Annotated in this window: 27 protein-coding genes and 1 pseudogene; 19 read left to right on the forward strand and 9 right to left on the reverse strand. The window is 72.9% G+C overall.

Going from position 1 to position 25,693, the window contains the following annotated elements:
- Positions 1-30 precede the first annotated feature (30 nt).
- Positions 31-1,233 (reverse strand): lytic murein transglycosylase, encoded by a 1,203-nt coding sequence (locus FHP29_RS19205; protein WP_139624481.1) that lies wholly within the window; start codon positions 1,231-1,233, stop codon positions 31-33.
- A gap of 231 nt (positions 1,234-1,464) precedes the next feature.
- Between FHP29_RS19205 and hemL the strand changes: the two genes are divergently transcribed.
- Genes hemL through ccsB form a run of 6 tightly spaced genes read left to right on the forward strand, consistent with a single transcriptional unit; the run spans position 1,465 to position 7,491 of the window.
- A complete protein-coding gene (hemL, locus tag FHP29_RS19210; protein ID WP_240044612.1) occupies positions 1,465-2,826 on the forward strand; it encodes a glutamate-1-semialdehyde 2,1-aminomutase in 1,362 nt (453 codons plus the stop codon).
- Complete coding sequence (locus tag FHP29_RS19215) at positions 2,823-3,518, forward strand: histidine phosphatase family protein (RefSeq protein ID WP_139624482.1); 696 nt, start codon at positions 2,823-2,825, stop codon at positions 3,516-3,518. The genes hemL and FHP29_RS19215 overlap by 4 nt, the downstream gene beginning before the upstream one ends.
- On the forward strand, positions 3,515-4,096 hold the full coding sequence (locus FHP29_RS19220; protein WP_139624483.1) for a TlpA disulfide reductase family protein: 582 nt from the start codon (positions 3,515-3,517) through the stop codon (positions 4,094-4,096). The genes FHP29_RS19215 and FHP29_RS19220 overlap by 4 nt, the downstream gene beginning before the upstream one ends.
- The gene (locus FHP29_RS19225) at positions 4,096-4,857 is read left to right on the forward strand and encodes a cytochrome c biogenesis CcdA family protein (protein ID WP_139624484.1); all 762 of its coding nucleotides are present in this window, start codon (positions 4,096-4,098) and stop codon (positions 4,855-4,857) included. The genes FHP29_RS19220 and FHP29_RS19225 overlap by 1 nt, the downstream gene beginning before the upstream one ends.
- Entirely contained in the window at positions 4,854-6,449 is a 1,596-nt protein-coding gene (gene resB / locus FHP29_RS19230; RefSeq protein ID WP_240044613.1) for a cytochrome c biogenesis protein ResB, read from the forward strand. The genes FHP29_RS19225 and resB overlap by 4 nt, the downstream gene beginning before the upstream one ends.
- Before the next feature lie 7 nt (positions 6,450-6,456).
- Positions 6,457-7,491: a c-type cytochrome biogenesis protein CcsB gene (gene ccsB, locus FHP29_RS19235; RefSeq protein WP_139624485.1), complete on the forward strand. Its 1,035-nt coding sequence runs from the start codon at positions 6,457-6,459 to the stop codon at positions 7,489-7,491.
- On the opposite strand, the gene FHP29_RS19240 is transcribed toward ccsB, so the two are convergent.
- Positions 7,464-7,700 (reverse strand): hypothetical protein, encoded by a 237-nt coding sequence (locus tag FHP29_RS19240; RefSeq protein ID WP_139624486.1) that lies wholly within the window; start codon positions 7,698-7,700, stop codon positions 7,464-7,466. The genes ccsB and FHP29_RS19240 overlap by 28 nt on opposite strands.
- Positions 7,701-7,781: 81 nt before the next feature.
- Between FHP29_RS19240 and FHP29_RS19245 the strand changes: the two genes are divergently transcribed.
- The gene (locus FHP29_RS19245; protein WP_139624487.1) at positions 7,782-8,048 is read left to right on the forward strand and encodes a DUF4229 domain-containing protein; all 267 of its coding nucleotides are present in this window, start codon (positions 7,782-7,784) and stop codon (positions 8,046-8,048) included.
- Between the two features lie 152 nt (positions 8,049-8,200).
- Here FHP29_RS19245 and FHP29_RS19250 read toward each other — a convergent pair whose 3' ends face one another.
- From FHP29_RS19250 to FHP29_RS19275, 6 genes are read right to left on the reverse strand one after another with little or no spacing between them, the layout of a single operon-like run.
- Positions 8,201-9,082 (reverse strand): 1,4-dihydroxy-2-naphthoate polyprenyltransferase, encoded by an 882-nt coding sequence (locus tag FHP29_RS19250; RefSeq protein WP_139624488.1) that lies wholly within the window; start codon positions 9,080-9,082, stop codon positions 8,201-8,203.
- Between the two features lie 10 nt (positions 9,083-9,092).
- Positions 9,093-10,367, reverse strand: a complete 1,275-nt coding sequence (locus FHP29_RS19255) for an MFS transporter (protein ID WP_139624489.1) — start codon at positions 10,365-10,367, stop codon at positions 9,093-9,095.
- A gap of 22 nt (positions 10,368-10,389) precedes the next feature.
- On the reverse strand, positions 10,390-11,058 hold the full coding sequence (locus FHP29_RS19260; RefSeq protein ID WP_139624490.1) for a gamma-glutamyl-gamma-aminobutyrate hydrolase family protein: 669 nt from the start codon (positions 11,056-11,058) through the stop codon (positions 10,390-10,392).
- A complete protein-coding gene (locus tag FHP29_RS19265; protein ID WP_158296647.1) occupies positions 11,055-11,450 on the reverse strand; it encodes an MAPEG family protein in 396 nt (131 codons plus the stop codon). Before FHP29_RS19265 ends, FHP29_RS19260 begins: the two co-directional genes overlap by 4 nt.
- 8 nt (positions 11,451-11,458) lie before the next feature.
- Positions 11,459-12,424, reverse strand: coding sequence for an ATP-grasp domain-containing protein (locus FHP29_RS19270; protein WP_139624492.1), 966 nt, complete (start codon positions 12,422-12,424; stop codon positions 11,459-11,461).
- Complete coding sequence (locus tag FHP29_RS19275) at positions 12,421-13,395, reverse strand: glutamate-cysteine ligase family protein (protein WP_139624493.1); 975 nt, start codon at positions 13,393-13,395, stop codon at positions 12,421-12,423. Before FHP29_RS19275 ends, FHP29_RS19270 begins: the two co-directional genes overlap by 4 nt.
- Before the next feature lie 57 nt (positions 13,396-13,452).
- Between FHP29_RS19275 and FHP29_RS19280 the strand changes: the two genes are divergently transcribed.
- The gene (locus tag FHP29_RS19280) at positions 13,453-13,896 is read left to right on the forward strand and encodes a MarR family winged helix-turn-helix transcriptional regulator (protein WP_139624494.1); all 444 of its coding nucleotides are present in this window, start codon (positions 13,453-13,455) and stop codon (positions 13,894-13,896) included.
- On the opposite strand, the gene FHP29_RS19285 is transcribed toward FHP29_RS19280, so the two are convergent.
- Positions 13,886-15,187, reverse strand: a complete 1,302-nt coding sequence (locus FHP29_RS19285) for an MFS transporter (protein WP_139624495.1) — start codon at positions 15,185-15,187, stop codon at positions 13,886-13,888. The genes FHP29_RS19280 and FHP29_RS19285 overlap by 11 nt on opposite strands.
- Before the next feature lie 37 nt (positions 15,188-15,224).
- Between FHP29_RS19285 and FHP29_RS19290 the strand changes: the two genes are divergently transcribed.
- The 11 genes and pseudogenes from FHP29_RS19290 to FHP29_RS22960 all read left to right on the forward strand — a co-directional run.
- Positions 15,225-16,232 carry an AMP-binding protein gene (locus FHP29_RS19290; protein WP_240044614.1) on the forward strand — a complete coding sequence of 336 codons (1,008 nt, stop codon included), beginning with the start codon at positions 15,225-15,227 and terminating at the stop codon, positions 16,230-16,232.
- Positions 16,229-17,188: an o-succinylbenzoate synthase gene (locus FHP29_RS19295; protein ID WP_139624497.1), complete on the forward strand. Its 960-nt coding sequence runs from the start codon at positions 16,229-16,231 to the stop codon at positions 17,186-17,188. The genes FHP29_RS19290 and FHP29_RS19295 overlap by 4 nt, the downstream gene beginning before the upstream one ends.
- Positions 17,185-18,834 (forward strand): 2-succinyl-5-enolpyruvyl-6-hydroxy-3-cyclohexene-1-carboxylic-acid synthase, encoded by a 1,650-nt coding sequence (gene menD / locus FHP29_RS19300; protein WP_139624498.1) that lies wholly within the window; start codon positions 17,185-17,187, stop codon positions 18,832-18,834. Before FHP29_RS19295 ends, menD begins: the two co-directional genes overlap by 4 nt.
- Position 18,835: 1 nt before the next feature.
- Entirely contained in the window at positions 18,836-20,701 is a 1,866-nt protein-coding gene (locus FHP29_RS19305) for a Na+/H+ antiporter (RefSeq protein WP_139624499.1), read from the forward strand.
- A 32-nt stretch (positions 20,702-20,733) separates the two neighbouring features.
- Complete coding sequence (locus tag FHP29_RS19310) at positions 20,734-21,372, forward strand: MBL fold metallo-hydrolase (RefSeq protein WP_139624500.1); 639 nt, start codon at positions 20,734-20,736, stop codon at positions 21,370-21,372.
- A 74-nt stretch (positions 21,373-21,446) separates the two neighbouring features.
- Positions 21,447-22,100, forward strand: a complete 654-nt coding sequence (locus tag FHP29_RS19315; RefSeq protein ID WP_139624501.1) for a hypothetical protein — start codon at positions 21,447-21,449, stop codon at positions 22,098-22,100.
- 5 nt (positions 22,101-22,105) lie between these two features.
- Positions 22,106-22,795, forward strand: coding sequence for a demethylmenaquinone methyltransferase (locus FHP29_RS19320; RefSeq protein WP_139624502.1), 690 nt, complete (start codon positions 22,106-22,108; stop codon positions 22,793-22,795).
- A gap of 209 nt (positions 22,796-23,004) precedes the next feature.
- The gene (locus tag FHP29_RS19325; protein WP_139624503.1) at positions 23,005-24,357 is read left to right on the forward strand and encodes an Ig-like domain-containing protein; all 1,353 of its coding nucleotides are present in this window, start codon (positions 23,005-23,007) and stop codon (positions 24,355-24,357) included.
- Positions 24,358-24,539: 182 nt separating this feature from the next.
- Positions 24,540-24,896, forward strand: a complete 357-nt coding sequence (locus FHP29_RS19330; protein ID WP_139624504.1) for an NADH-quinone oxidoreductase subunit A — start codon at positions 24,540-24,542, stop codon at positions 24,894-24,896.
- A gap of 17 nt (positions 24,897-24,913) precedes the next feature.
- The gene (locus tag FHP29_RS19335) at positions 24,914-25,468 is read left to right on the forward strand and encodes a NuoB/complex I 20 kDa subunit family protein (RefSeq protein ID WP_139624505.1); all 555 of its coding nucleotides are present in this window, start codon (positions 24,914-24,916) and stop codon (positions 25,466-25,468) included.
- Positions 25,465-25,693: pseudogene (locus tag FHP29_RS22960) on the forward strand (hypothetical protein); the annotation flags it as partial. The gene FHP29_RS19335 and the pseudogene FHP29_RS22960, both read left to right, overlap by 4 nt.

Consider the following 25,693-nt stretch of genomic DNA (forward strand, 5'->3'; position numbering starts at 1 on the left):
CTCCGGGGCTCTCTCGGGTGCGGGAAGTGATCAGTTGGTCAACGCTGCAATGCAGTTCTGTAGCGCTGCGTCCTCTGACGGCGGAAGCTGGCCAAGGATGGTGCCCAGGGTCCCGGTGAGAGCGCTGCCGATCTCATTGAGACAGATGGGCAGAGCCTCGGCGAGCGTGACGACGCCATCGACGACTCCGCCCACGCCCCCGAGGAGCGGGTCAATGGGCGTGTCTGTCTTCGGAACGGACTTGCCGGGACTGGGCTTCGGCGGAGCAGGCTTGTTGGGGGCGCTGTCAGGCTCCTCGGCGGGGTTCTCCGTGGGTCCAGCGCTCGGGCTGCCGGTGGTGGTGCCCTTGGTGCTCTTGCCGGTCTTGATCTTGCCGGGGCCACGGACGTCGAAGCGCGGCGGCTCGGGCACGACGTAGCCCGCGGCGGTCGAGTTGTTGGGCACCGAGGTGAAGTCGCCCTCGAGGTAGGCGTTCATGATCTTGAGGACCAGGTCGACGTAGGCCTGGCTGTGGTTGTAGCGGTAGACCGAGGCCCGCTGGCCGACGACCGTGGAGAGGTCGCCGTCGCCGGAGCAGAGGTAGACGGCGGCGGCGAGGGCCGCGTCGTCGATGTCCTGCGGGTTGCGGGCGGCGTCGTCGTCGGCGTCGACGCCGACGACCTGCCAGGTCGAGGGGATGAACTGCATCGGGCCGACCGCGCGGTCCCACTGGGTGTCGTTGTCGTAGACGCCCGCGTCGCTGTCGGAGATGGCCTTGACGGCCGCCTTGCCGTCGAGCGCCGGGCCGTAGATGCCGGGGGTGGCGACGCCGTCGTTGTCGAGGACGTTGCCGCCGAAGCGGCCGTGGTTGGACTCCACGCGGCCGATCGCGGCGATGAGCTCCCAGGTGATGTTGCAGGACTCGTCGGCGGAGTTGATGACCGTCTCGGCCCGCTGGTAGGCGGCCAGGGCCGCGGCGGGGATCGCGTTGGTCGACGCGGCGGAGACGATGCCCGCCTCGTTGCCGTCCTCGAGGCCGGCGATCGTGGCGGGGTCGGACAGGCTCGCGGGGTCGTCGATGGACTCCTCGGGGACGCTCGTGCCGTCGGTGACCTGGCCGGGGGTGTCCGCGGCCTGCACCGGGGCGCCGATGCCACCGATGCCGGCGACCGAGGCGGTCCATGCGGCCGACAGCAGGGCAAGCGGAATGATGGTCGCGACGCGTTGCAGTCGCCCCAGACGCTTCCTCGACATGACTGACTCTCTCCCCTGGCCACGGGTGGCCGCTTGCGTGCGCACTCCCTCAGTGCCCACCTGTGCACCGAGTCAACGAATCGTGACACACCGGCGTTACGGGTGTCACATGATCCCGCGCACAACGACCCGGTCGTGCTATGGGCGCGGTGCACGAGTCGGCGCACGAGATGGTGCCCAGCAGGGGTCCGCGATGAGGACCGGTTGGGACCCATCGGCGACAATGGCGCGGTGTCCGCACCCCTGAGCCCCACCGCGACCACGCCATCGACACCGGCCTCCGAGGCGCTGTTCTCTCGCGCCCGCGCGGTGACCCCCGGCGGAGTCAACTCTCCGGTCCGCGCGTTCAACGCCGTCGGCGGTACGCCCCGCTTCATCCGCTCGGCGAGCGGACCGTGGCTGACCGACGTCGACGGCAACGAGTACGTCGACCTGATCTGCTCGTGGGGCCCGATGCTCCTCGGCCACGGGCACCCGGCCGTGCTCGACGCGGTCAGGGAGGCGGTGGGCCGCGGGACGTCGTACGGCACGCCCACCGAGGGCGAGGTCGCTCTCGTCGAGGCGATCGTCGCGCGCACCCCCGTCGAGCGGCTGCGCCTCGTGTCGTCCGGCACCGAGGCGACCATGTCGGCGATCCGGCTCGCGCGCGGGTTCACCGGCCGCGACGTGGTCGTGAAGTTCGCCGGCTGCTACCACGGGCACGTCGACTCGCTGCTCGCCTCGGCGGGCTCCGGACTGACCACCTTCTCCATCCCCGGGACGCCCGGCGTGCCGGCGAGCTCGACCGAGCTCACCCTGGTCCTTCCCTACAACGACCGCGAGGCCGTCGCCGCGGCGTTCGCCGAGCACGGCGACCGGATCGCCTGCCTGATCACCGAGGCCGCGCCCGGCAACATGGGCGTCGTCCCGCCGGCGCCCGGGTTCAACCGGTTCCTCGCCGAGACCTGCCGCGCCCACGGCGCCCTGTTCATCAGCGACGAGGTGATGACCGGGTTCCGGGTCTCGAAGGCCGGTCAGTGGGGCACCGACGGCGCCGTCGAGGGCTGGGTCCCGGACCTGATGACCTTCGGCAAGGTGATGGGCGGCGGCCTCCCGGCCGCGGCGTTCGGCGGTCGCGCCGACGTGATGGCCCATCTCGCCCCCGAGGGGCCGGTCTACCAGGCCGGCACGCTGGCCGGGAACCCGGTCGCCACCGCCGCGGGCCTGGCCACGCTGACGGCCGCGACCGACGAGGTCTACGCCCGGCTCGACGTCGTGGCCGACGCGCTGCGCGCCGGGATCGCCGACACGTTCACCGCGGCCGGCCTGCCGCACGTGATCCAGTCGACCGGCTCGATGTTCTCGGTCTTCCTCACCGACCACCCCGTCACCAGCTTCGCCGAGGCCCAGGCCACCAGCGTCCCGGCGTACGCCGCGCTGTTCCACTCGATGCTCGACCAGGGCGTGCACCTGCCGCCCTCGGCGTTCGAGGCGTGGTTCGTCTCGTCGTCCCACGACGACCGCGCCGTCCAGCAGGTCCTCGACGCCCTGCCCGCCGCCGCCCGGGCGGCGGCGTCCCGATACACCGCCACTCGACGACCGGAGAGCGAATGAGCACCCCCGACACGATCGTCCACCTGGTCCGCCACGGCGAGGTCCACAACCCGCAGGGCGTTCTCTACGGGCGCCGCGACGGCTTCCACCTCTCCGAGCGCGGTCGGGCGATGGCCGACCGGGTCGCCGTGGCGCTCAAGGGCAACGACATCACCGTGATCAGGTCCTCGCCCCTGGAGCGTGCCCAGCAGACCGCCGCGCCGCTCGCCTCTGCGCTCGGCCTCGAGGTGGGCCCGGAGGCGCGGGTGATCGAGTCGACCAACCGGTTCGAGGGGCTGACCTTCGGCAAGGGCAACAACGCCCTGCGCAACCCGCTGCTGTGGCGCCACCTCTACAACCCGTTCAAGCCGTCGTGGGGCGAGCCCTACCGGGCGATCGTCGAGCGGATGATGGCGGCGGTCCACGACGCGCGCCGCGACGCCGCCGGCCACGAGGCGGTCCTGGTCTCCCACCAGCTGCCGATCTGGACCACCCGCCTGGCCGCGGAGAAGCGCTCCTTCCTCCACGACCCGCGCAAGCGTCAGTGCACCCTGTGCTCGATCACGTCCTTCGGGTTCTCCGGCGAGGAGCTCGTCGAGATCTCGTACGCCGAGCCGGCGATCGACCTGATCCCGGTCGGCGACATCGCGGCGCCCTTCTCCGCCGGCGACGCGCCCGAGGAGAACAAGCCGGAGGGAACGCCTCCGGCATGACCCGCGTCCCCCGCGTGGCGACCGTGCTGGTCGCCCTCCTCCTGATGTCCGCCTGCTCGGACCTCGGGGGGACCGGCGACCTCGACTATGTCGCCGGCAGCGGGAAGGTCGTCGAGGTGGCGCCGGACGAGCGGGAGGAGCCCGTCGCCGTCAGCGGTACGACGATCCAGGGCCAGCCGCTCGACCTGGCCGACCTGCGCGGCAAGGTCGTGGTCGTCAACGTGTGGTGGTCGCTGTGCGGGCCGTGCATCAAGGAGATGCCCATGCTGGTCGAGGCCGAGGCGGAGTTCGCCGAGGAGGCGCCCGGCGCGGTGGCCTTCGTCGGGATCAACATCCGCGAGGCGGCCAAGGAGAACGCCGCGGCGTTCGAGCGCGCCCGCGGCGTCGACTATCCCTCCCTGTTCGACCCGGGCAGCGAGACCCTGCGCGGGCTCGGCCGGTTCGCTCCGCCGTCGATGCCGGCCACGCTGGTCCTCGACGCCTCCGGCCGGGTCGCGGCACTGGTCAACGGGCCGATCCCCTCCAAGAGCACCTTGACGACGGTGGTCGAGTCCGTCCTCGCGGAGGGCGACGACTGATGGGGGAGTGGCTCCAGGAGCAGGCCGCCGCCGGGTCGCTGGGCCTCGCGATCCCGGTCGCGGTGTTCGTCGGGCTGGTCTCGTTCTTCTCGCCCTGCGTGCTGCCCCTGCTGCCGGGCTACCTCTCCTACGCCACCGGGCTCTCGGGGGCCGACATCGTGTCCGGCGAGGCCGGCAGGCGGCGCGGCCGGATGCTGCTCGGCTCGGTCCTCTTCGTCCTCGGCTTCGCCGTCGTGTTCGTGCTCATGGGCGCCGCGTTCGGCTCCGTCGGGCAGACCCTGCGTCGGTGGGACGACGAGATCCAGATCGGCCTCGGGTTCGTCCTGATCGTGCTCGGCCTGGTCTTCGCCGGCGCCCTGCCGTGGCTGCAGCGCGACGTGCGCGTGCACAAGATCCCGGCCGTCGGTCTCGGGGCGGCGCCGCTGCTCGGCGCGCTCTTCGCGATCGGCTGGCAGCCGTGCGTCGGGCCGACGTACGGCGTCATCGTCAACCTCACCTTCGTCGACGCCACCGCCATGCGCGGCGCGCTGCTCTCGCTCTGCTACGCGCTGGGCCTGGGCATCCCCTTCATCGTCGCGGGCCTCGCCTATCGCCGGACCCTCGCGCTCACCGGCTTCGTGCGCCGCCACCAGAAGTGGGTGATGCGCCTCGGCGGCGCGTTCCTGGTCCTGATCGGCCTGCTGATGCTCACCGGCTGGTGGGACCAGCTGGTCCAGTGGTTGCAGCTGCAGCTGGTCTCGAACTTCGAGGTCGCCCTGTGACCGCTGACTCCCGTCGCCCCGGTGAGCTGAACGCCCGCGAGCTCGGACGCTGGATGTGGCGGCAGATCACGTCGATGCGCACCGCCCTCCTGCTGCTCCTGCTCCTCGCCCTCGCCGCCATCCCCGGCTCGGTGATCCCGCAGGCCGACGTCGACTCGCTCGCCGTCACCCGCTGGAAGGACGAGCACCCGAAGCTCACGCCGCTCTATGAGCGGCTCGACCTCTTCTCGGTCTACAGCTCCCCGTGGTTCTCCGCGATCTACCTGCTCCTGGTGCTGTCCCTGGTCGGCTGCATCGTGCCGCGCCTCCTCGTCTACTACCGCGGCCTGCGGGCCCAGCCGCCGGCAGCGCCCCGGCACTTGACCCGGCTGCCCGTGCACGCGTCGTACGCCACCGACCTGAGTCCCGCCGAGGTCCTCGACCGGGCCCGGGCCGTGCTCGGTCGGCGGCATCGAGTGCGGGCTTCGACAGGCTCGACCAGCGGGGCTGCGGACGACTTCGTCGCCGCCGAGCGCGGCTACCTCCGCGAGGCGGGCAACCTCGTCTTCCACCTGTCCGTGCTGATCGTTCTCGCCGGCGTCGCCATGGGCAGCCTGTGGGGCTACCAGGGCGGCGTGATCCTCGTGCAGGGCACGACCTTCAGCAACAACCTCACCCAGTACGACGACTTCAAGCCGGGCGGCCTCTTCGGCCAGGACCGGCTCGAGGACTTCCGCTTCAGCGTCGACAAGTTCTCCGTCGACTGGCTCAAGGAGGGCCCACGCTTCGGCCAGGCCCGCAGGTTCGAGGCCGACGTCTCCTACCGGGTGGGGGACGGGAAGGCGAAGAGGTACGACCTCAGGGTCAACCACCCGCTGGAGGTCGACGGCACCGAGGTGTTCCTCATCGGCCACGGCTACGCCCCCGTGATCACCGTCCGCGACGGCTCGGGCGAGGTCGTGTGCACCGGGCCGACGGTGTTCCTGCCGCGCGACGCCAGCTTCCTGTCGTACGGCGTGGTCAAGTGCAACGACGCGAAGCCCGGCCGGATCGGGCTCGACGGTCTCTTCTTCCCGACCTTCGAGATGAGGGACGGCAACCCGGTCACCGTCTTCGGTGACGACCTCAACCCGACGCTGTCGATGCTGGCCTACACCGGCGACCTCGGCCTCGAGGACGGCCGCTCGCAGTCGGTCTACGTGCTCGACAAGAGCAAGGCGACCCCCCTCACCAAGCCCGACGGCAAGCCCCTGCGGATCGACCTGCAGCCGGGTGACACCGTGAACCTCCCCGACGGCCTCGGCTCGGTCACCTTCGACCGGGTCGACCCGTGGATCCGGGTCCAGATCAGCCAGACCCCCGGCAAGGGGATCGCGCTCGTCGGGATGATCCTGGCCCTGATCGGCCTGTGCGCCTCGCTCTTCATCCGGCCGCGGCGGGTGTGGGTGCGGGCGGTGCCGGCCGGCGCGGGGGCCGCGGGCACAATGGACGGAACGCAGGGCGGGGGCGGCACGCTGGTCGAGGTCGCCGTCCTCGACCGCTCCGGCAACGGCGAGATGGACGAGGTGCTGACCACCGTGCTCGAGCAGCTCCAGAAGGATCCGAGATCGTGAGGCAGTCGTGAGCAACACCGCGTGGGAGACCCTGAGCAACCAGGCCGTGGCGACCGCCGGCATCGTCTACTTCCTCGCCCTGGTCGTCTACCTCGCCGAGTGGGCCGCGCTGCGCCAGCCCGCGGCCGACCGCGAGCTGGTCGGCGCCGGGGCGGGAGACGCCGAGCCGGCCGGGCAGGCGCCCGAGCCGGCCACCGGCGCCGCGACCCCGCGCGGCGAGCGGGTCGCCTTCCTCGGCCGGCTGGGCCTGCTGCTGACCGTGCTCGGCTGCGCGGCCCATCTCGTCGGGCTCGTCGGGCGCGGCATGGCCGCGGACCCGAACCGCGTGCCGTGGGGCAACATGTACGAGTTCACCCTCACCGGCACCTTCGTCGTGGCGCTGCTCTACCTCGTTCTCTACCGGAGGTTCGGCCTGGGCTGGATGGGCCCGCTGGTCGTCGGCTTCGTCGTCGCGACCCTGATGATCGCCGTCATCTGGCTCTACGGCGCGGTGGCGCCGCTCACCGAGGCCCTCAACTCGCCCTGGCTGGTCATCCACGTCATCTCCGCGATCATCGCGACCGGCGCGTTCACCCTCGGCGGCATCGCCTCGATCATGTACCTCGTCCGGATGCGCGCCGAGCGCCGCGCCGAGGCCGCAGGGCGGGAGCTGAGCCCCTGGCTGGCGCGCGTCCCGCGGCTCGACGCCCTCGACCGGCTGGCCTACCGGGTCCACGCCTTCGCGTTCCCGGTCTGGACCTTCGCCGTCCTCATCACCGGCCCGATCTGGGCGCACGAGGCCTGGTCGCGCTACTGGAACTGGGATCCCAAGGAGGTGTGGGCGTTCATCACCTGGGTCGTCTACGCCGGATACCTCCACGCCCGCGCCACCGCCGGCTGGAAGGGCCGCAAGGCCGCGCTGCTCGCGCTTGTCGGGCTCGCGACGCTGTGGTTCAACTTCATCGGGATCAACTACTTCTCGACGACCAGCCAGCACTCGTACGCCGCCGAGCGGCCCGAGATCCTCCGCCCCGCTCAGGTCTCCGGGCTGTCCGGCGGCTGAGGCTGGTCCTTGCGCCGCTCCTGCTGGCGCCGGCGCCACTCCAGGTCGCGCAGGAAGGTCTCGTCGTCGTCCGGCGCGACCGGACGGCTCGGCGGCCGCGGCCTCGTCGTACGCCGGGCCGGGGCGCCGCCGTCACCGTGCTCCTGGAGCCAGCGGACCGCGAGATAGGTCACGGCCGCGAAGAGGAGGACGACGAGCAACAGCTTCACACCTCCAGAGTAGGTCGTACCCGGTTGCCCGGGGGCGGTCCCGATGAGCATGGACCGAGCTGACCCTCCTACCCTGGCGGGGTGAAGGAGTTCTGGATCTATACCGCCCTGCGGGCCGGCCTGTTCCTCGGTGCGTTCTGCGTGGTGGGCGGTGTCTGGCTCCTTCTCGCCGACAGCGTCGACCTGCTGTGGGTGATCGTGATCGCGTTCCTCGTCAGCGGCGTCGCGTCGTACGTCCTGCTCGAGCGCCAGCGCGCCGCGTTCGCGGTGAAGGTCGAGCGTCGCGCCGGCCGGATCAGCGAGAAGTACGAGGAGATGCGGGCGCGCGAGGACGCCGACGACGACTGAGCGGGCTGTGCCGGCGCCGGCGGCGGTTTCACCACGGGATGTAGGCGGATCCGCGGATCTGTAGCGGAGTTCCGCTACAGGAGCAACGGTTCAGCTACATCCCGTGGTGAAACCGCAGCGGGGGCAGCGAGCAGTCCGCCGCACACGACCGTTCACCCGAGGACCAGCCCGACCCCGGCCAGCACCGCCCAGACCAGCTCGGCGATCCCGGTCCGCTGCAGGACGGGGATGAGGGCGGGACCCTGGGCGCCGCCGAGGACCACGCGAGCGGCGGCGACGGCGGGGACCAGGAAGCCGAGGCCGAGGAGCGCCCACCAGGTGGTGAGGACGGCGAGGACCACGACTGCCACGCCGGAGAGCGCGACGAGCAGCGCATAGAAGCCGCGGGTACGCCGGTCGCCCAGTCGCACGGCGAGGGTCATCTTGCCGGCGACCCGGTCGGTGGGGATGTCGCGCAGGTTGTTGGCGACCAGGATCGCGCAGGCCAGCGCCCCGACGCCGACGCCGGCGGCGACCGAGGCCCAGCCCGGCGTGCCCCAGGACTCGGTCTGGACCCAGGTGGTGCCGACGACGGCGACGAGGCCGAAGAAGACGAAGACCATCACCTCGCCGAGGCCGAGGTAGCCGTAGGGCTTCGAGCCGCCGGTGTAGTACCAGGCGGCGAGCACGCTGAGCGCGCCGACGAGCACCAGCCACCACGAGGTGGTCGCGGCGAGCACCAGGCCCGCGACGCCGGCGACACCGAAGGAGAGGAAGGCCGCCCGCTTGACGGCGGCGGGGGTGGCGAGTCCGGAGCCGACCAGGCGCAGCGGTCCGACCCGCGCGTCGTCGGTGCCGCGGATGCCGTCGGAGTAGTCGTTGGCGTAGTTGACGCCGATCTGGAGGGCCAGGCTGACCACGGCGGCGAGCAGCGCCTTCCACCACACGCCGTGGTCGTCGTACACCGCCACCGCCGTGCCGACGACGACCGGCGCGACGGCCGCCGGGAGGGTGCGGACGCGGGCGCCCGCGATCCAGTGCGCTGCAGTGGCCATAGCCGCCGATTCAAGCAGGCTGGGCGGAGTCCGCCTCCAGCCGGGTCAGGTGCCGCTCCGCGGCGCGGGCGGCCGGGTGGATCAGCACCGCCGCCGCGAGCACGATCCCCGCGATGACCAGCCAGCCGGGGGTGCCCCACTCCATCGCGAGGAAGGTGTAGGCCGCGGGAGCCCAGACCGTGCCGAGGGTGTAGCCGAGCTGGGAGACGCCCTGGTACTCGCCGCGGCGCGCGGGATCGGACAGCTCGGCCTGCAGGCCCCACTCGCCGGCCGACTGGAACAGCTCGGCGCCGGTGACGGTGACGTGGCCGATCCAGACGAGCGCGATCGTCACCCAGCCGACCGTGTCGTGGGTGACCAGCACGATCCCGCACGAGAGCATGAAGAAGAACGCGCCCCGACGCTGGGCCCGCAGCGAGTCGGCGACCGTCGTGACGCCGCGGGCGGCGGCGACCTGCAGCAGGACCGCCATCACCGTGTTGGTGCCGAACAGCCAGGCCAGCAGGACCCGTGGGGCGTCGGTCTCCTCGACCAGCCACAGCGGGATCACGACGTTGAGCAGCACCTGGTGGCTGCCGAGGACGCCGCCGCACACCGCCGTCGCGACGTACGCCTTGTTGCGCAGCGCACTGCGCCGGTCGCCCGCTTCGTCCAGGACCGTCGCCAGCGGCGCCTCCTCGCTGTGGTGGACGGCGGACGGCAGGCGGGAGACGAGGACCGCGTTGAGGACCAGCAGCGCGGCCGTGGCGATCGGGACGGCGCGGATCACCTGGTCGTCGTTGGTCGCGAGGGCGACGCCGGCGAGGAGTGCCCCGAGCGTGTAGCCGACGTTGCGGGCCGCGCGGAAGTAGGCGTTGGACGACACCCGCTGCTCGCGCGGGAAGACGTCGAAGCGGTAGGCGTTGCGCGCCGACCGGCTGGTGGCCGCCACGTTCTCGAGCAGGATCATCGTCGCCACGAAGGCGGCCAGGCCGCCGACGAGGAGCCAGGCCAGGTAGACCAGCGCCTCGACGAGCGAGGCGACGGCCCAGACCCGGCGGGCGCCGTAACGGTCGCTGAGCTTGCCGAGCGGTACGGCGAGCAGGAAGGTCACCAGGCCGGCGGCCGAGAGCCCGAGGCCGACCTGGGCCGCGGACAGTCCGACGATCTGGGTGAAGAACACCGCGCTGCCGGTGAGGAAGACCCCGTCCCCGAAGGCGGAGAGCACGGACTGGCCGGACAGGCGGCGGACGAGGGGAGTGGGGCCGGCGAGCCGGGTCAGGCGGTCCGAGAGCTGTCTTGACATCAAGAGGACCGTACGGCGCGGCCTAGCGCGCTGTCGAACGACTTCCTGCCGTTCGTGCCAGCCACGCGAAGACCGCCGGTCCGGTGGCGTCGTGGGGGGCGTCGTTCCAGTGCAGCTCGGGATGCCATTGCACCCCCAGCGCCGTGACGGCTGGGTCGGTGGGCTCGATCGCCTCCACCACGCCGTCGTCGGCCCACGCCGTCGGGCGCCACGCCGGGCCCGGATCGGCGACGGCCTGTCGGTGCAGGGCACTCGTCGTCGCGGACACGCCGAGCAGCCCGCGGACGACCGATCCCGGCCGCGTCGTCACGCGGTGCCCGGTCGCCGGGTGCACGTGGTCGAGGCCGCCCTGCAGCGTGCCGCCGAAGGCGACGACGAGGACCTGGAGACCGCGGCACACGCCGAGCACCGGGACCCGGGCGGCGCTCGCCGCCCGGACCAGCGCGACCTCGTCGCTGTCCCGGGCGGGGTCCGCGCCGAGGTCGTCGCCGCCGGTGAGGACGACTCCGTCGAGCAGGTCGAGCAGGCCGGGCCCGGTGCCGGGCGGGACGATGACGGGCCGGCCACCGCAGGCGGCCACCGCGTCGGCGTACCGGGCCGCCGCGCCGTGCACGGGCAGGTCCCCGAACGGACGGGCGTGCAGTTGGAGGTGGCCGACGATGCCGATCACCGGCCGGCGTACGACGCTCACATCGCGACGAGCGCGGTCACGCCCAGAGCGATGCCGGACAGGTAGGTGAGCATCGCGCCGGAGTCGCGGACCGGGCCGTGCGCGGCCAGCGTCGCCGACCTGAGCATGCCGAAGGCGTGCACGAAGCGGGCCGTGGTGGCGACGACGGCGAGCACGTCGAGCCACCAGCCGTCGGTCAGGGTCGAGCAGACGATGAGGAGCACGACGAGCGTCGGGACGTACTCGGCGGCGTTGCCGTGGGCGCGCTGCGCGATGAGGAGGCGGTCGGCCGGATCGGTCGGCATCTGCGGACCGTTCGCGCCGCGCATCGCCCGGTGCCGGGTCACGTTGGCGCCGAGGACGAACAGCAGGATGCCCATGAGGGCGATGCAGGTGATCACGGTGGTGCTCATGCCAGTACTCATGACGGGGCCTCTACTCTCGGGAGGAGCCGGCGCAGGGTCGCGCCGGACAGGTCGGTGCCCAGCAGGGCGTCGGTCTTGCTCGTCCCGCCGGGGCAGGTCACGTTGACCTCGATCAGCCGGCCGTCGATCACGTCGAGGCCGGCCGTCGCGATGCCGTGGCGGGCCAGCAGGGGAGCGACCGCGGCGACGATGCGCCGGTCGGCGGCGTCGACGCTCGCGGGAGCGGACGGCGGCCCGATCCGGAAGTCGCCGGGGTCGAGGTGGCGCAGCACGGCGCCGATCACCTCGCCGTCGACGAGGAACAGCCGCTTGTTCCCGTGGGCGACGCCGTCCAGGTGGGCCTGGGCGATCACGTGCCTCCGGCCGCCGCCGGTCGCCGACTCGGCCAGCGCCCGCGCGGACGCGTCGTCGTGCAGCAGCCACACGTCGAGCCCGGCGAATCCGTCGACCGGCTTCACGACCACGGCCCCGTGCTCGGCCACGAACCGCCGTACCTGCACGGGATCCGGGGTCACCAGGGTCGGTGGGCACAGCGCGGGGAAGTGCAGCGCGACCAGCTTCTCGTGCAGCGCGCGCACGCCCGCGGGTCGGTTGACGACCCGGGTGCCGGCGGCCTCGACGAGGTCGAGGAGGTACGTCGTGTGCAGGTAGCGCGCATCGACCGGCGGGTCGATCCGCAGGAGCACCAGCTGTGCCGTCGCGGCGACGTCGACGGTCTCGTGGCTGCCGACGTGGCACCACGGCGTGCTCACCAGCCAGCGGTGGTCGTCGCCCCGGGCACGCGGACCGAGCGTCACCGGGGTGGCTCGGGCGACCACCCGGCCGGCACGCACCGCCAGGTCCTCGGGCGTGCAGACCCGGACGGCGACGCCGAGGTCCTGGGCCGCGGCGACCAGCCCCACGGTCGCGTCGACCGTGGGGTCGAGCCCGGCCCACGGGTCGGCCACGACCAGGATGCTCATGCCGCGGCCTTCCGGGTGGAGCCGGTCAGGAGGGCCCGTCCACGCTCGACGTCGCAGGTGCCCGCCGCAGCCGCGGCCCAGTGGTCGGCCAGCCGCGCCCGCTCGCCCGAGAGCGACGCGAGGGCCGCGCGACGGCGCTCGTCGTCGTAGAGCAGGGCGGACAGGCCGTGCAGCAGGTCGCCGACCTCGCGGGCCGGGCGGGCGTCGGGGAAGCGGACCTCGAGGTAGCGCCCGCGCGGGCGGACCGGCGGGAACAGCGTGCTGAGGTGCGCCTCGATGCCGGCGCCGAGGAAGTCGGTGGCGACGGCGGCGAAGGACGCGTACGCCGCGACCGGGTCGTCGCCGTGGAGCAGCCGGTCGTCGAAGGCGGTGCGGCTCGGGTCGACCGAGCGCCAGGTGGTGAGCCGGCCGTCGGGTCCGGCGCTGCGGGCGGTCGCGGCGGCGAGGAACGGGCCGGCCAGCAGCAGCACCCGCCACTGCTCCACGCCCGCGCTGCCCGGCCACCAGTCGAGGCAGGCCTGGGTGGAGGCGGTGGACCGCATCATCCGGCGGCCGGCGGGGCCGATCGTGTCGAAGTGCCGCTCCATGGCGTCGTAGCGCGGGTTGCGCAGGTGGCGGGGTGTGGCCGGGTCGCAGCGGCGGACCGGCCGGGCGTCGAGGACCACGGAGTGGGGCAGGAGGTCGCGGCCGAGGGCGGCGGTGACCTCGGCGAGGTGCCGGGCCGCGGCGTCCGCCGAGGGTGCGGGCGGGAGGCTGAGCTCGACCTGGCCGCCGGGCTCGAAGCCCAGCCAGGCGGCGTACCAGCGGCCGGCGGTCGCCTCGCGGACCCGCTGCGGCGCGACGCTGGCGCCGTTGAGCAGGCCCATCGCGAAGAGCTCCTGCTCGACCGCGACGCGGACCGTCCGCGTGCTGCCGGGCAGCCGGGGGCGGAACAGCCGGGCCACCTGGGGACGGATCGTCCGTGAGTCCATGGCATCTCCTGATAACGTAAGGTTGCCTGTCGAAATAATGGAAGGTAACCTGTCGATATGTCAAGAGACCTGATGCGGCCGGACGACGAGCCGTTCATCGCGCTGGTCGACAAGACCGCCCGCGTGATGCGCAACGACATGCTCGCGAACGCGCACCGGGCGGGGTACGCGGAGATCGCGCCGGCCCACAACGCGGTCTTCGCGACCCTGCCGCCGGAGGGTGCGAGGAGCGCGGACATGGCCGCCCGCGCCGGCATCACCCGGCAGTCGATGGGCGAGGTCGTGCGCGACATGGTCCGGCTCGGGATCCTCGAGATGGTGCCGGACCCGTCCGACCGGAGGGCGAAGATCGTGACCTACACCGACTACGGCACCAAGGTCGCGCAGGCCGGCCTGGACCACATCGTCGCCCTGGACCGCAAGCTGCGCGACGAGCTCGGCGACGACTACGACGCGGCGCGCCGGGTGCTCGCGCGGGTGCGGGAGATGCTCACGCCGTAGGGGTGGGTGTCGCTCCCTCGGCCGCCACGGCACGGAAGTTCCGCTCCGCGAACCTGCGGGCGGCGTGCACCGACGGTCCGAGGCCGACCGTCGCGCCCACGATGATCGCGGCGATCACCAACCAGCCCTCGGCGCCCCAGCTCAGGGCGAGGAAGGTGTAGACGGCCGGGGACCACTGGAAGCCCAGCGCACCGGCGACCTCCTGGACGCCCTGGTACTCGCCGCGTCGTTCCGGGTCGGACAGCTCGGCCTCGAACGACCAGCTCGCCCCGGAGATGGCGAGCTCGGCGCCGGTGACGGTGACATGGCCGAGCCACACCAGCAGCACGGTGACCAGGCCGACCGTCGAGTGGGTGATCATCGTGATCACGCAGGACACCACGAAGAAGGCGGACGAGATCCACGCGTAGCGCAGGGCGTCGTCGAGGGTCCGCACGCCCTGCGACGTGTACGCCGGCAGGAAGATGCACAAGACGGTGTTGGTGCCGAACAGCCACGCCAGCAGCACGTGCGGCGCATCGGTCGCCTCGACCAGCCACAGCGGGATCACGACGTTGAGCAGGATCTGGTTGGTCCACATCACGCCGAGGAAGAAGGTGGTGAGGATCCAGCCGATGTTGCGCATCGGGCCGGGCCCGGCTGGCCGGATCCGGGCCTCGCCGCTCGACACCCGCAGGTCGTGCGGCGCGGCAGGCAGTCGGGTGATGCCGATGGCGTTGAGCACCATGAGCGCGGCCGTGACGACCGGGGTCCACCGGATCACCTCGAGACTGCCGGTGGCGAGCGCCAGGCCGCCGACCAGCGCACCGAAGGTGTGGCCGATGTTGAGCCAGGAGTACATGTAGGACTGCGTCTGGACCCGGGTCTCCGGCGGCAGCACGTCGTAGACGTAGGCCTGGTGGCTCGAGCGGCCGAACGCGGTGAACGCGCCCATCAGGACGGCCGCGACGACGTACTGCCCGAAGCCGTCCACGAACGGCAGGGCGAGGAAGACCAGCGCGCGGGCGACCGCCTGGGCCGCCCAGATCCGCTTGGGGCCGACGCGGTCGATGATCCGTCCCGCGGGGTAGGAGAAGGCGAACTGGGCGATGCCCATGATCGTCAGCGCCAGGCCGGCGCGGCCGGCCGACATGCCCACGACCTTCGTGAGGAAGACCGCGCTGCCGGTCATGAACGCGCTCTCGCCGAGCGCGAAGACCATGCCCTGGGCGGCGAGTCGTCGTGGGAGACCGACAGGCGGCATCAGGCGGGCGAAGAACCCCCGCGGATCGCCCGAGAGAGGAGTGCTCATCACCGACATCCTCCCGCCGGGGACTAGCGTCTGTCGCGTGGATTTCTGGTCGCCCGACGGTTCGCCTGACAGCGTGGTGGCGCAGGCGCGCGCCTGGCTGGAAGGGCCCGATGACGTCGACCTGGTCGTCGCCACCTCCGGCTCCACCGGGCGGCCCAAGCGGGTGCGGCTCGCGCGGGCCGCGGTGCTCGCGTCGGTCAGGGCGTCGGCCGCGCGGCTGGGAGCGAGTGGGCCGTGGGTGCTGGCCCTCCCGGCGTCGTACGTCGCGGGGGTGCAGGTCGTCGTCCGCTCCTTGTGCGCGGGCCACGAGCCCACGCTGCTCGAGCGCGACGGCTGGCCTGTCGGGGACGGGTGGTTCGTCTCGCTCGTGCCGACCCAGCTGACCCGGATGCTGTCGTCTCCGGAGGACCTGGCGGCGCTGCGGCGGGCGCGCACCGTGTTGCTCGGCGGTGGTCCGATCGGCGCCTCCCTGCGCTCCCGGGCCACGGACGCCGGGGTGCGCGTGGTCGCGACCTACGGCTCGGCGGAGACCGCCGGTGGCTGCGTGTACGACGGGATGCCGCTCGACGGCGTGGCCGTCGCACTGGGCGAGGGCGGCCGGATCCGGATCGCCGGGCCCACGCTCTTCGCGGGCTACGACGGCCGACCGGACCTCACCGCCGAGGTGCTGGTGGACGGCTGGTTCCACACCTCCGACGCCGGACGGCTCGACGACGACGGGCGGCTGGTGGTGATCGGACGGGTGGACGACGTCATCGTCACGGGCGGGCTGAACGTGCCCGGCCCGGCGGTCGCCGAGCGGTTGCGGCTGCACCCCGGCGTCGAGGCGGCCGAGGTGCTCGGCGTACCTGATCCGGAGTGGGGGAACCGGGTGGTGGCGTTCGTCGTGGGTGGGGCCGGGCTCGACGACCTGCGGGACTGGGTGGCCGAGGTCCATCCCCGCGCATGGGCGCCGCGGCAGGTGGTCCCGCTGGACGCGATCCCGCTCCTGGCCAACGGGAAGCCCGACCGGCAGGCGCTGCTGGCGCTGGTGGAGGCGCGATGAGGGTCGTCTCGATCCCGATGACGACCCGCTTCCGCGGGATCATCGTCCGCGAGGCCGCGCTGCTGCCGGGCGAGGCGGGGTGGGGGGAGTGGAGTCCCTTCCTGGAGTATCCGCCGGACGTCGCCGAGCCCTGGCTGCGCTGTGCGGAGGAGGCCGCGGCCGGTGACTGGCCCGCGCCGGTGCGCGACCGGGTCCCGGTCAACGTCACGGTGCCGGCGGTCGATCCCGAGCGTGCCCACGGGATCGTGCTCGCCGGCGGCTGCCGCACCGCGAAGGTGAAGGTGGCCGAGCCCGGCCAGACGACGGCCGACGACGAGGCCCGGCTGGAGGCGGTGCGTGACGCGCTCGGTCCCGACGGCCGGATCCGGGTCGACGCCAACGGTGGCTGGTCGGTCGACGACGCGGTGCGCGCGATCGGGCGGCTGGACCGCGCCGCCGGGGGCCTGGAGTACGCCGAGCAGCCCGTCGCCACCGTCGAGGAGCTCGCGCTCGTCCGCCGCCGGGTGAGCGTGCCGATCGCGGCCGACGAGTCGATCCGCCGGGCCGAGGACCCCTACCGGGTGCGGGATCTGGAGGCCGCGGACATCGCGGTGCTCAAGGTCCAGCCGCTCGGCGGCGTCCGGGCCTGCCTCGAGATCGCCGAGCGGATCGGCCTGCCGGTCGTGGTCTCGAGCGCGCTGGAGACCTCGGTGGGCATCGCTGCCGGCGTCGCGCTCGCGGCCGCCCTGCCCGAGCTGCCCTATGCGTGCGGCCTCGCGACCGTGCAGCTGCTGACCGGCGACGTCGTGGGCGCGTCGCTGCTGCCCGTCGACGGCGCGCTGCCCGTCGGACGACCCGAGGTGCGGACCGACCGCGTCGAGGCCCTCGCCGCCGACCCCGAGCGGGTCGCGCACTGGGAGGCCCGCCTCGCCGAGGTGCGGGCTCTGCGCGCGGTGCGGAAGGATCAGCGTCCATGACGGACTCCTCGTTCGTGCTCGCGGACGCCCTCGTCGCCAGGCTCCGGCAGGCCGGCGTCACCGAGGTGGTCGTCGCGCCCGGCTCCCGCCACGCTCCGCTGGCGATGGCGCTGTGGGCCGCCGCGCAGGCCGGAGCGTTCCGGCTGCACACCCGCATCGACGAGCGCACCGCCGGCTTCCTCGCCCTCGGGCTGACGAAGTCGGGCGCCCGCGCCGCCGTCCTCACCACGTCGGGCACCGCCGTCGCCAACCTGCACCCGGCCGTCCTCGAGGCCGTGCACGCGGGCGTCGGCCTGGTGGTCGTCTCCGCCGACCGCCCCGCCCGCCTCCGTGGCACCGGCGCCAACCAGACCACCGACCAGGTCGGCCTCTTCGGCGGCTTCGTCGCCACCCACGACGTGTCCTCGGTCGAGGAGCTCGCCTCGGTCCCCGCGCCGTGGGACGACGTGGTCCACCTCAACCTGCAGCTCGACACCCCGCTCGTGCCGGACGCGCCCCGCGCGACAGTCCCGGCCCAGAAGCACCGGGACATGCGGAGATCCGGTGCTTTTGGGCCGGGACTATCGCGCCGGGACCCGCTGCCCCGGGGCCCGCGGACCGTCGTGGTGGCGGGCGACGACGCCGGTCCGCCGGCCCGCCAGCTCGCCGAGGCCGCCGGCTGGCCGCTGTTCGCGGAGCCGACGAGCGGGGCCCGCACCGGCGCGAACGCGCTGCGCACCTACCGCCTCCTCCTCGCCACCGAGCTGGGGGAGCGGATCGAGCGGGTCGTGGTGTTCGGCCGGCCGACGCTCTCGCGGCCGGTGACCCGGCTCCTGGAGCGCGCCGACGTGGAGGTCCTCGTCGTGCCCGGCCGTGGCGTGTGGCCGGTGCGCCCGCCCGGCTCCACCCCGATCGAAGGACCGGTCTGGGGCGGCGACCAGCCCGACGACGCGGACTGGCTCGCCGCCTGGCAGGCGGCGGACCGCGACCTCGGCCGCCGCGTCGACCGACTCCTCGCGGACGAGCCCGCCCTCACGCCGTACGACGTCGCAGGGGCCACCCACGCCGCCCTCCCCGCCGGCGGGCTGCTGGTCGTGGGCGCGTCGAGCCCGATCCGCGACCTCGACATCATGGTCCGCCCGCCCGCCGTCGGCACGCGCCGCAAGGTGATCGCCAACCGTGGGCTGGCCGGGATCGACGGCACCATCAGCACCGCGATCGGTGCCGCCCTCGGTCGGCCCGACGGGACCCGGAACCTCGCCCTGATGGGCGATCTGACCTTCCTGCACGACCAGACCGCGCTCGTGCTCGGTCCGGACGAGCCGCGCCCGGACCTGACGATCGTGGTCCCCAACGACGACGGCGGCGCGATCTTCTCCATGCTGGAGCAGGGCGCGCCCGCGCACGCCGCCTCCTTCGAGCGGCTGTTCGGCACCCCGCACGGCCACGACCTCGGAGCCCTCTGCGCGGCGGCCCGCATCCCGCACCTGCGGGTCACCTCGCGGCCGGAGCTGGACCAGGCGCTCGCCAGCCCCAACGGCGGGATCGAGGTGGTCGAGGCGGTGGTCGACCGCCAGGGTCGCCGCGAGCTGGACCTCCGCATCCGCGCACTGGCCACCGAGTCGGCCACCGAGTCGGCCACCGAGTCGACCGAGCGAGGAGCCTGACGTGGAGATCGCCTTCCTGCTCGTCGCCATCGCCGCGACGGTGCTCGCCGTCACCGCCGTCTCGGAGCGGTTCGAGCTCCCGGCGCCGCTGGCCCTCGTCGTCGTGGGGGTCGCGGCGTCGTACGTCCCCGGCATCCCGGAGCTGCGCCTGGAGCCCGAGGTCGTGCTGCTCGGGCTCCTCCCGCCGCTTCTCTACTCCGCGGCGGTCAACACCTCGCTGGTCGACTTCAACGCGAACCGGCGGCCGATCCTGCTGCTCTCGGTCGGTCTGGTCGCGTTCACGACCTTCGGCGTGGCCGCGGTCGTCCGGCTCGTCATCCCGGAGATCGGGTGGCCCCTGGCCCTGGCGATCGGCGCGGTCGTCGCGCCTCCGGACGCCGTCGCCGCGACCGCGATCGGCCGCCGCATCGGGCTTCCGCGCCGCATCGTCACCATCCTGGAGGGCGAGTCGCTGTTCAACGACGCCAGCGCCCTGGTCGCGCTGCGGGCCGCCGTCACCGCCATCGGTACGACGGTCACCGCCTGGCAGGTCGGGCGCGACTTCGTGCTCGCCGCCGGCGGGGGCTTCGCGGTCGGCGCGCTCACCTTCGTCGTCGTCGGCTTCCTCCGCAAGAAGATCACCGACCCGCTGATGGACACCGCGATCTCGCTGGTGATCCCGTTCGCGGCCTACATCGTGGCCGAGAAGATCCATGCCTCCGGTGTGGTCGCGGTCGTCGTCGCGGGTCTCGCCCTCGGTCACGTCGCGCCGGTCCTGCAGACGGCGCAGTCGCGGATCGCCGAGCGGATGAACTGGCGCACGATCGCCTACGTCCTGGAGAACACCGTCTTCCTCCTCATCGGCCTGCAGGCCGCGTGGCTGCTCGCCGAGGTCGGCGACAGCGACTTCGGCGCGGGGAAGGTGGCGGCCGCCTGCGCCGCGGCGTTCGTCGCGGTGGTGGTGCTGCGGATGGCGTGGGTCTTCGCCGGCCAGGCGCTCCTGCTGCGCCACCGCACCGACCCGGTCACCGGCGAGCAGCGGTCGTGGCGCTACTCGTTCCTCATCGGCTGGGCCGGCATGCGCGGCGTGGTGACTCTGGCCGCGGCGTTCACGGTGCCCGAGGAGACCGAGCACCGGGAGGTGCTGCTCATCGTCGCGTTCGCGGTGGTGGCCGGCACCCTGCTCGGCCAGGGACTGACCCTGCCGCTGGTCGCCCGCGTGCTGCGCGTCCCCTCGCCCGACCCCCACGACGACGCGCTGGCGCGCGCGACGCTCCTGCAGCAGGCCGCGAAGGCCGGGGTCCACCGGCTCGACGAGCTCGCGACCGAGTGCGACGACCCCCACGACGTCCGCGCGCTGATCATCCAGCGGATCGAGCAGCGCAACTTCGCCGCCTGGGAGCGTCTCGGGACCACCGAGGGCGAGGAGAGCCCGAGCGACCTCTACTCCCGCTGGCGGGGCGAGATGATCGAGGCCGAGCGCCGGCGGGTGCTGGAGATCCGCTCGACCGGCTCGGTCCCGTCCGAGATCGTCAGTGAGGTGCTCGCCATGCTCGACGTCGAGGAGTCCATGCTCGACGCGGTCGACGCCGCCCGCGCCGACCTGCGCAACACCAGCAGGGTCCAGCGCAACGACGGGTGCGAGCACCTCGCCGGCAGCCCGCTCCTCGACCCTCCCGACGACCTGGCCTGCGCCGAGTGCCTCGCCGAGGGCACCCGCTGGGTCGCCCTGCGGATGTGCCTGACCTGCGGCGAGGTCGGCTGCTGCGACTCCTCGCCGAGCCGCCACGCCACCGCGCACTTCCGCTCGACCCAGCACCCCGTGATGCGCTCGGTCGAGCCCGACGAGGACTGGCGCTGGTGCTACGTGCACCACCAGACCGGCTGATCGCACGCCCCTCCGCGCACTACCGTGGAGCCATGCGTCTCACGAAGTTCGGTCACTCGGCGGTCCGACTCGAGCACGACGGCACGACGCTCGTCCTCGACCCCGGCGTCTGGAGCCAGCGGGAGTCCGTCGAGGGCGTCGACGCCGTGCTGATCACCCACGAGCACCCCGACCACTACGCCCCCGAGCACCTCCGCGCCACGGACGCGCCCATCTTCACCATCGAGGCGGTCGCCGCCCAGATCCGCGAGGGTGCCCCCGACCTGGCGGAGCGGGTCACGGTCGTCGCCCCCGACGAGGCCTGGACGATCGGCGGCATCGGGGTGCGCGCCGTCGGCGAGCTGCACGCCGTGATCCACCCGGAGCTGCCCCGCTTCCACAACAGCGGCTACCTGCTGACCGCGGGGGAGAGCACCCTCTTCCACCCGGGCGACGCGCTGACGCCGCCCGGCGTGGCCGTCGACGTACTCCTGGCGCCGGTGTGCGCGCCCTGGATGCGGGTCGCCGAGGGCGTCGACTTCGCCCGCGAGGTCGGCGCGGCCCGCAACGTCGCCATCCACGACCGGGTCTTCTCGCCCGAGGGGCTGGGCGTCGCCGACGCCCAGTTCGCCCGCTTCCTCGAGGGGGCGGGCCAGGAGTACGTCCGCCTCGCCGACGGCGCGGACCTCTGAGTCGAGGCTGAGCGCCGGTCTCATCGGCCCGGGCCGGTCAGGAGAGCTTCAGGCGCACCCGGCATGATGGCCTGATGCCGATCGCTCGATCCACCGTCGTGGGCGCCACTGCGGGCGTCCTCCTCCTCGCCGGAGCCGTGGGCTTCGGTGTCGGCCTCCCGAAGCTCGTCGGTGACACGGCCGCCGTGCCGTCGTTGCCGACGAAGCTCGACAGCCGCTTCGTCGCGCTGCAGACGATCACTCCCGAGCAGGCCGGTGCGGCCACGCCCGAGGAGGAGCAGCAGATCGAGGAGTTCACCCGGCGCGCCGCCGAGTCCGAGGTCGAGACCCGCAAGGTGCTGACCGAGCAGTACGACGGGGCGTCGGTGCGCTCCTACATGGACGTCCCCGAGCCGGGCGCCCAGTCGGCGCCGGCCCAGATCCAGGTGACGATCGTCCCCGGCCCCGAGGGCCTGGTGAACCCGAACGGCTCGTTCGTCGTCGACGAGCCGGGCGGCCACCTCGACCTGCGCGAGATCGACGGCTCGCGCTGCGCGGTCGCCTGGAACGACCCGGTCGACCAGTCGACCGGCGTGCCGACCGGGCAGTCGCCGACCGCCGACGACTACCGCGTCCAGTGCCGCAAGGAGCGGGCCGGGCTCACCTACGACCTCTACACCAGCGGGCTGAAGCCCGAGGAGGTGGCGTCGTACGTCGACAAGGTCGTCGCCCTCACCGAGAAGGGCTGAGCGGCGTGGCCCGGGCAGCGCTCGACAAGCAGCCCGCCGACGTCCGGCGGATGTTCGACACCGTCGCGCGGCGCTACGACCTGACCAACGACATCCTGTCCTTCGGCCAGGACCGCCGCTGGCGGCGCGAGGTGCTCGCCGCGGTGGACCCGTCGTACGGCGACCGGGTGCTCGACCTCGCCGCCGGCACCGGCACCTCGAGCCAGCCGTTCCGCGACGCGGGCGCCGAGGTCGTGCCCTGCGACTTCTCGATCGGCATGCTCCAGGTGGGCAAGAAGCAACTGCCCCACCTGCCGTTCACCGCCGGCGACGGCACGCGCCTTCCCTTCCGCGACGACACCTTCGACGCCGTCACGATCTCCTTCGGCCTGCGCAACATCGTCGACCCCCTCGCGGGTCTCGCCGAGATGCGCCGGGTCACCAAGCCGGGCGGTCGTCTCGTGGTGTGCGAGTTCAGCCACCCCACCTGGAGCCCGTGGCGCACGGTCTACATCGAGTACCTCATGAAGGCGCTCCCCGCCGTCGCCCGCACCGTCTCCTCGGCCCCCGACGCCTACGTCTACCTCGCCGAGTCGATCCGCGCCTGGCCCGACCAGCGCGGCCTGGCCGACCTCATCGCCGAGGCCGGCTGGACCGGGCCGGAGTGGCGCAACCTGTCGGGCGGCATCGTCGCCCTGCACCGCGCCACCGCCTGACTCCGCCTGACTCCGCCTGACGGGCCTGACGAGGCGAGCTGCGGGTCCTGTGTGGCTCCGGGGGCTGCCGTTGCGACTGTTGTCGAAGGGTTCTGCGATTCCGGCACCGTGAGCTCCCGAGTTCTGCCACGGTGTTGTGGCTCCCCCCACGCCCGGTGCCGGATTCGGCCCGGTGCCGGACGTGATCCTTCTCGGACAAGGACTCGGCCATGCACGCTCCACGTTGGAATTCTCGGATCTCCCTCCTCCTCGCAGCCGCACTCGTCGGCATGCTCGCTCCCCTGGCGCTCGCCGCACCGGCCCGCGCCGCCTCCCTCTCCGACCTCCGTCTCAACGAGGTCCGCACGTTCCACGGCGGCAGCGATGTCGTCGAGATCCACAACACCGGCCCCGACCCGGTCAGCCTGGACGGCGCGGTGCTCGCCTTCGCCTTCCTGGGCGGCGAGGGCTCCCAGCCGCTGGCCGGGACGATCGGGGGACACGGCTACCTCATCGTCGGCGTGACCATGGACGACGGTCCCGGCTACGCCCGCATCCTCGACGCCACGGGAGGATCGCCCGCCGTGGAGGTCGACCGGGTCGACTTCGACGCGTTCGTGTCCACCTCGTGGCAGCTCTGTCCCGACGCCAGCACCGGCCTGGGCGCCGCGTGGGTCGTGAGCCCCCGCCCCAGCCTGGGGGGCCGCAACGTCTGCGTCGTCGACACCACGACGACGCTGGAGGTCGCGCCGACGAGTCCGGCGTACGGCGAGACGGTCGAGCTCACCGCCACCGTGGCGTCGGTGACCGGCCCGGACACCCCCGACGGCACGGTGATCTTCTCCGACGGCGACACCGTCCTCGGCACGGCCGTGCTGGACGCGACCGGGACCGCCACGCTCGATGTCGACGACCTCGCCGTCGGCGGGCACGCGTTGACGGCGTCGTACGTCGGCGTCGAGGCGTTCCGGCCGAGCGAGTCCGTGGCGGTGGCGCTCGACGTCGCTCGGGCATCGACGACGACCACCCTGACGGCCGCCCCGGCGAGCGTCACGTACGGCGACCCGGTGACGCTCACCGCCACGCTGACCCCGGGCTCGGGATCCGGCCCGACCGGGAGCGTCTCCTTCTCCGACGGCGACAGCCTGCTGGGCACGGCGGTCGTGGACGGCGATGGGACCGCGCGCCTGACGGTGGATCTCGCCGCCGGCAGCCACCGGTTGAGCGCGTCGTACGCCGGAGACGCGCGGTTCGCGCCGAGCGCGTCCGAGATGATGACCCTGGAGGTCGCGAAGGCGCCGACGTCGTTGACCGCCACGGCGTACCTCCGGCTCTGGCCGCTCGGCCTCGGTCACGTCTCGGCGACGCTCACCTCGCGCGGCGCACCTCTTCCGGGCGCCACCGTCGAGTTCCTGGGTGGCGCGACCGTCGTGTGCCGGTCCACGACCGACGCCGCGGGGGTCGCGACCTGCGCCGCTCCCGGTCTGCTCCTCCCGGCGCTGCTGGATGGGGGCTACACGGTCCGGTACGCGGGTGACGCCAGCCACGACGCGGCGACGGCGCGGGGTGCCCTGATCGGCTGACCCTGGCCACAATTTTCGCAACCCTCTCGTGCGCTAAATCCGCAGGTCAGCGGACGCTTCCGCCTGTCCGTGCTGCACGGAGCCGTCCCGGGCGACCCCCCGGTGACGGCTCCGTGCAGGGGTGGCAATATGTGCGTCACGCCACTAGTGATTCTGTTCACAAGATCACGAGAGGGAGGCCCATGGAGCTCTACACGCCGGTGCTCGTGCTGGCGGCGCTGGCCGCGCTGTTCGCGGTCGGGTCGGTCGTCATGAGCACGCTGGTCGGGCCGCGGCGCTACAACCGCGCCAAGCTCGACTCCTACGAGTGCGGCATCGAGCCCACCCCCCAGGCGCTGACGGGCCGCTTCCCGGTGAAGTACTACATCACCGCGATGCTCTTCATCGTCTTCGACATCGAGATCATCTTCCTCTACCCGTGGGCCGTGCGCTTCGACGCGATGTCCTGGTTCGGGCTGGTCGAGATGGTGCTGTTCATCGCCACCGTGTTCGTCGCCTACGCCTACGTGTGGCGCCGCGGCGGACTCGACTGGGACTGACCGGAGGAACTGACCTGATGGGTGTCGAGGAGAAGCTCCCCAGCGGAGTCCTGCTGAGCACGGTCGAGGGACTGGCCGGCTACATGCGCAAGGCCAGCTTCTGGCCGGCGACCTTCGGCCTCGCCTGCTGCGCGATCGAGATGATGACCAGCGGCGGCCCGAAGTACGACCTCGCCCGGTTCGGGATGGAGGTCTTCCGCGCCAGCCCCCGCCAGGCCGACCTGATGATCGTGGCCGGCCGGGTCAGCCAGAAGATGGCGCCGGTGCTGCGCCAGATCTACGACCAGATGGCCGAGCCCAAGTGGGTGCTCGCGATGGGCGTGTGCGCCAGCAGCGGCGGCATGTTCAACAACTACGCGATCGTCCAGGGCGTCGACCACGTCGTCCCCGTCGACATGTACCTCCCCGGCTGCCCGCCGCGCCCGGAGATGCTCATCGACGCGATCCTCAAGCTCCACGACAAGGTCCAGCACACCCCGCTCGGCGCCAACCGCCAGGCGCAGATCCGCGAGCTCGAGGCCGAGGGCCTCGTCGCGCTGCCGACCAGCGACATGAGGGGGATGCTGCAGTGAGCGACGAGAAGGCGGTCGAGCAGCCCGCGGTCGAGCAGTCCCCGGAGAACGCCCCCGAGGCGCTCGGCGAGCCGGACCTGCAGATCCGCGCCGTCGGCGCCCGCCAGGGCATGTTCGGGGTCAAGGGCTCCGGCGACACGAGCGGGTACGGCGGCCTGGTGGCCCCCGTCGTGCTGCCCGGTGCCGCGCAGCGGCCCTACGGCGGCTGGTTCGACGCGGTGGCCG

This window comes from Nocardioides albidus (assembly GCF_006335005.1).
Classification (GTDB): Bacteria; Actinomycetota; Actinomycetes; order Propionibacteriales; family Nocardioidaceae; genus Nocardioides; species Nocardioides albidus.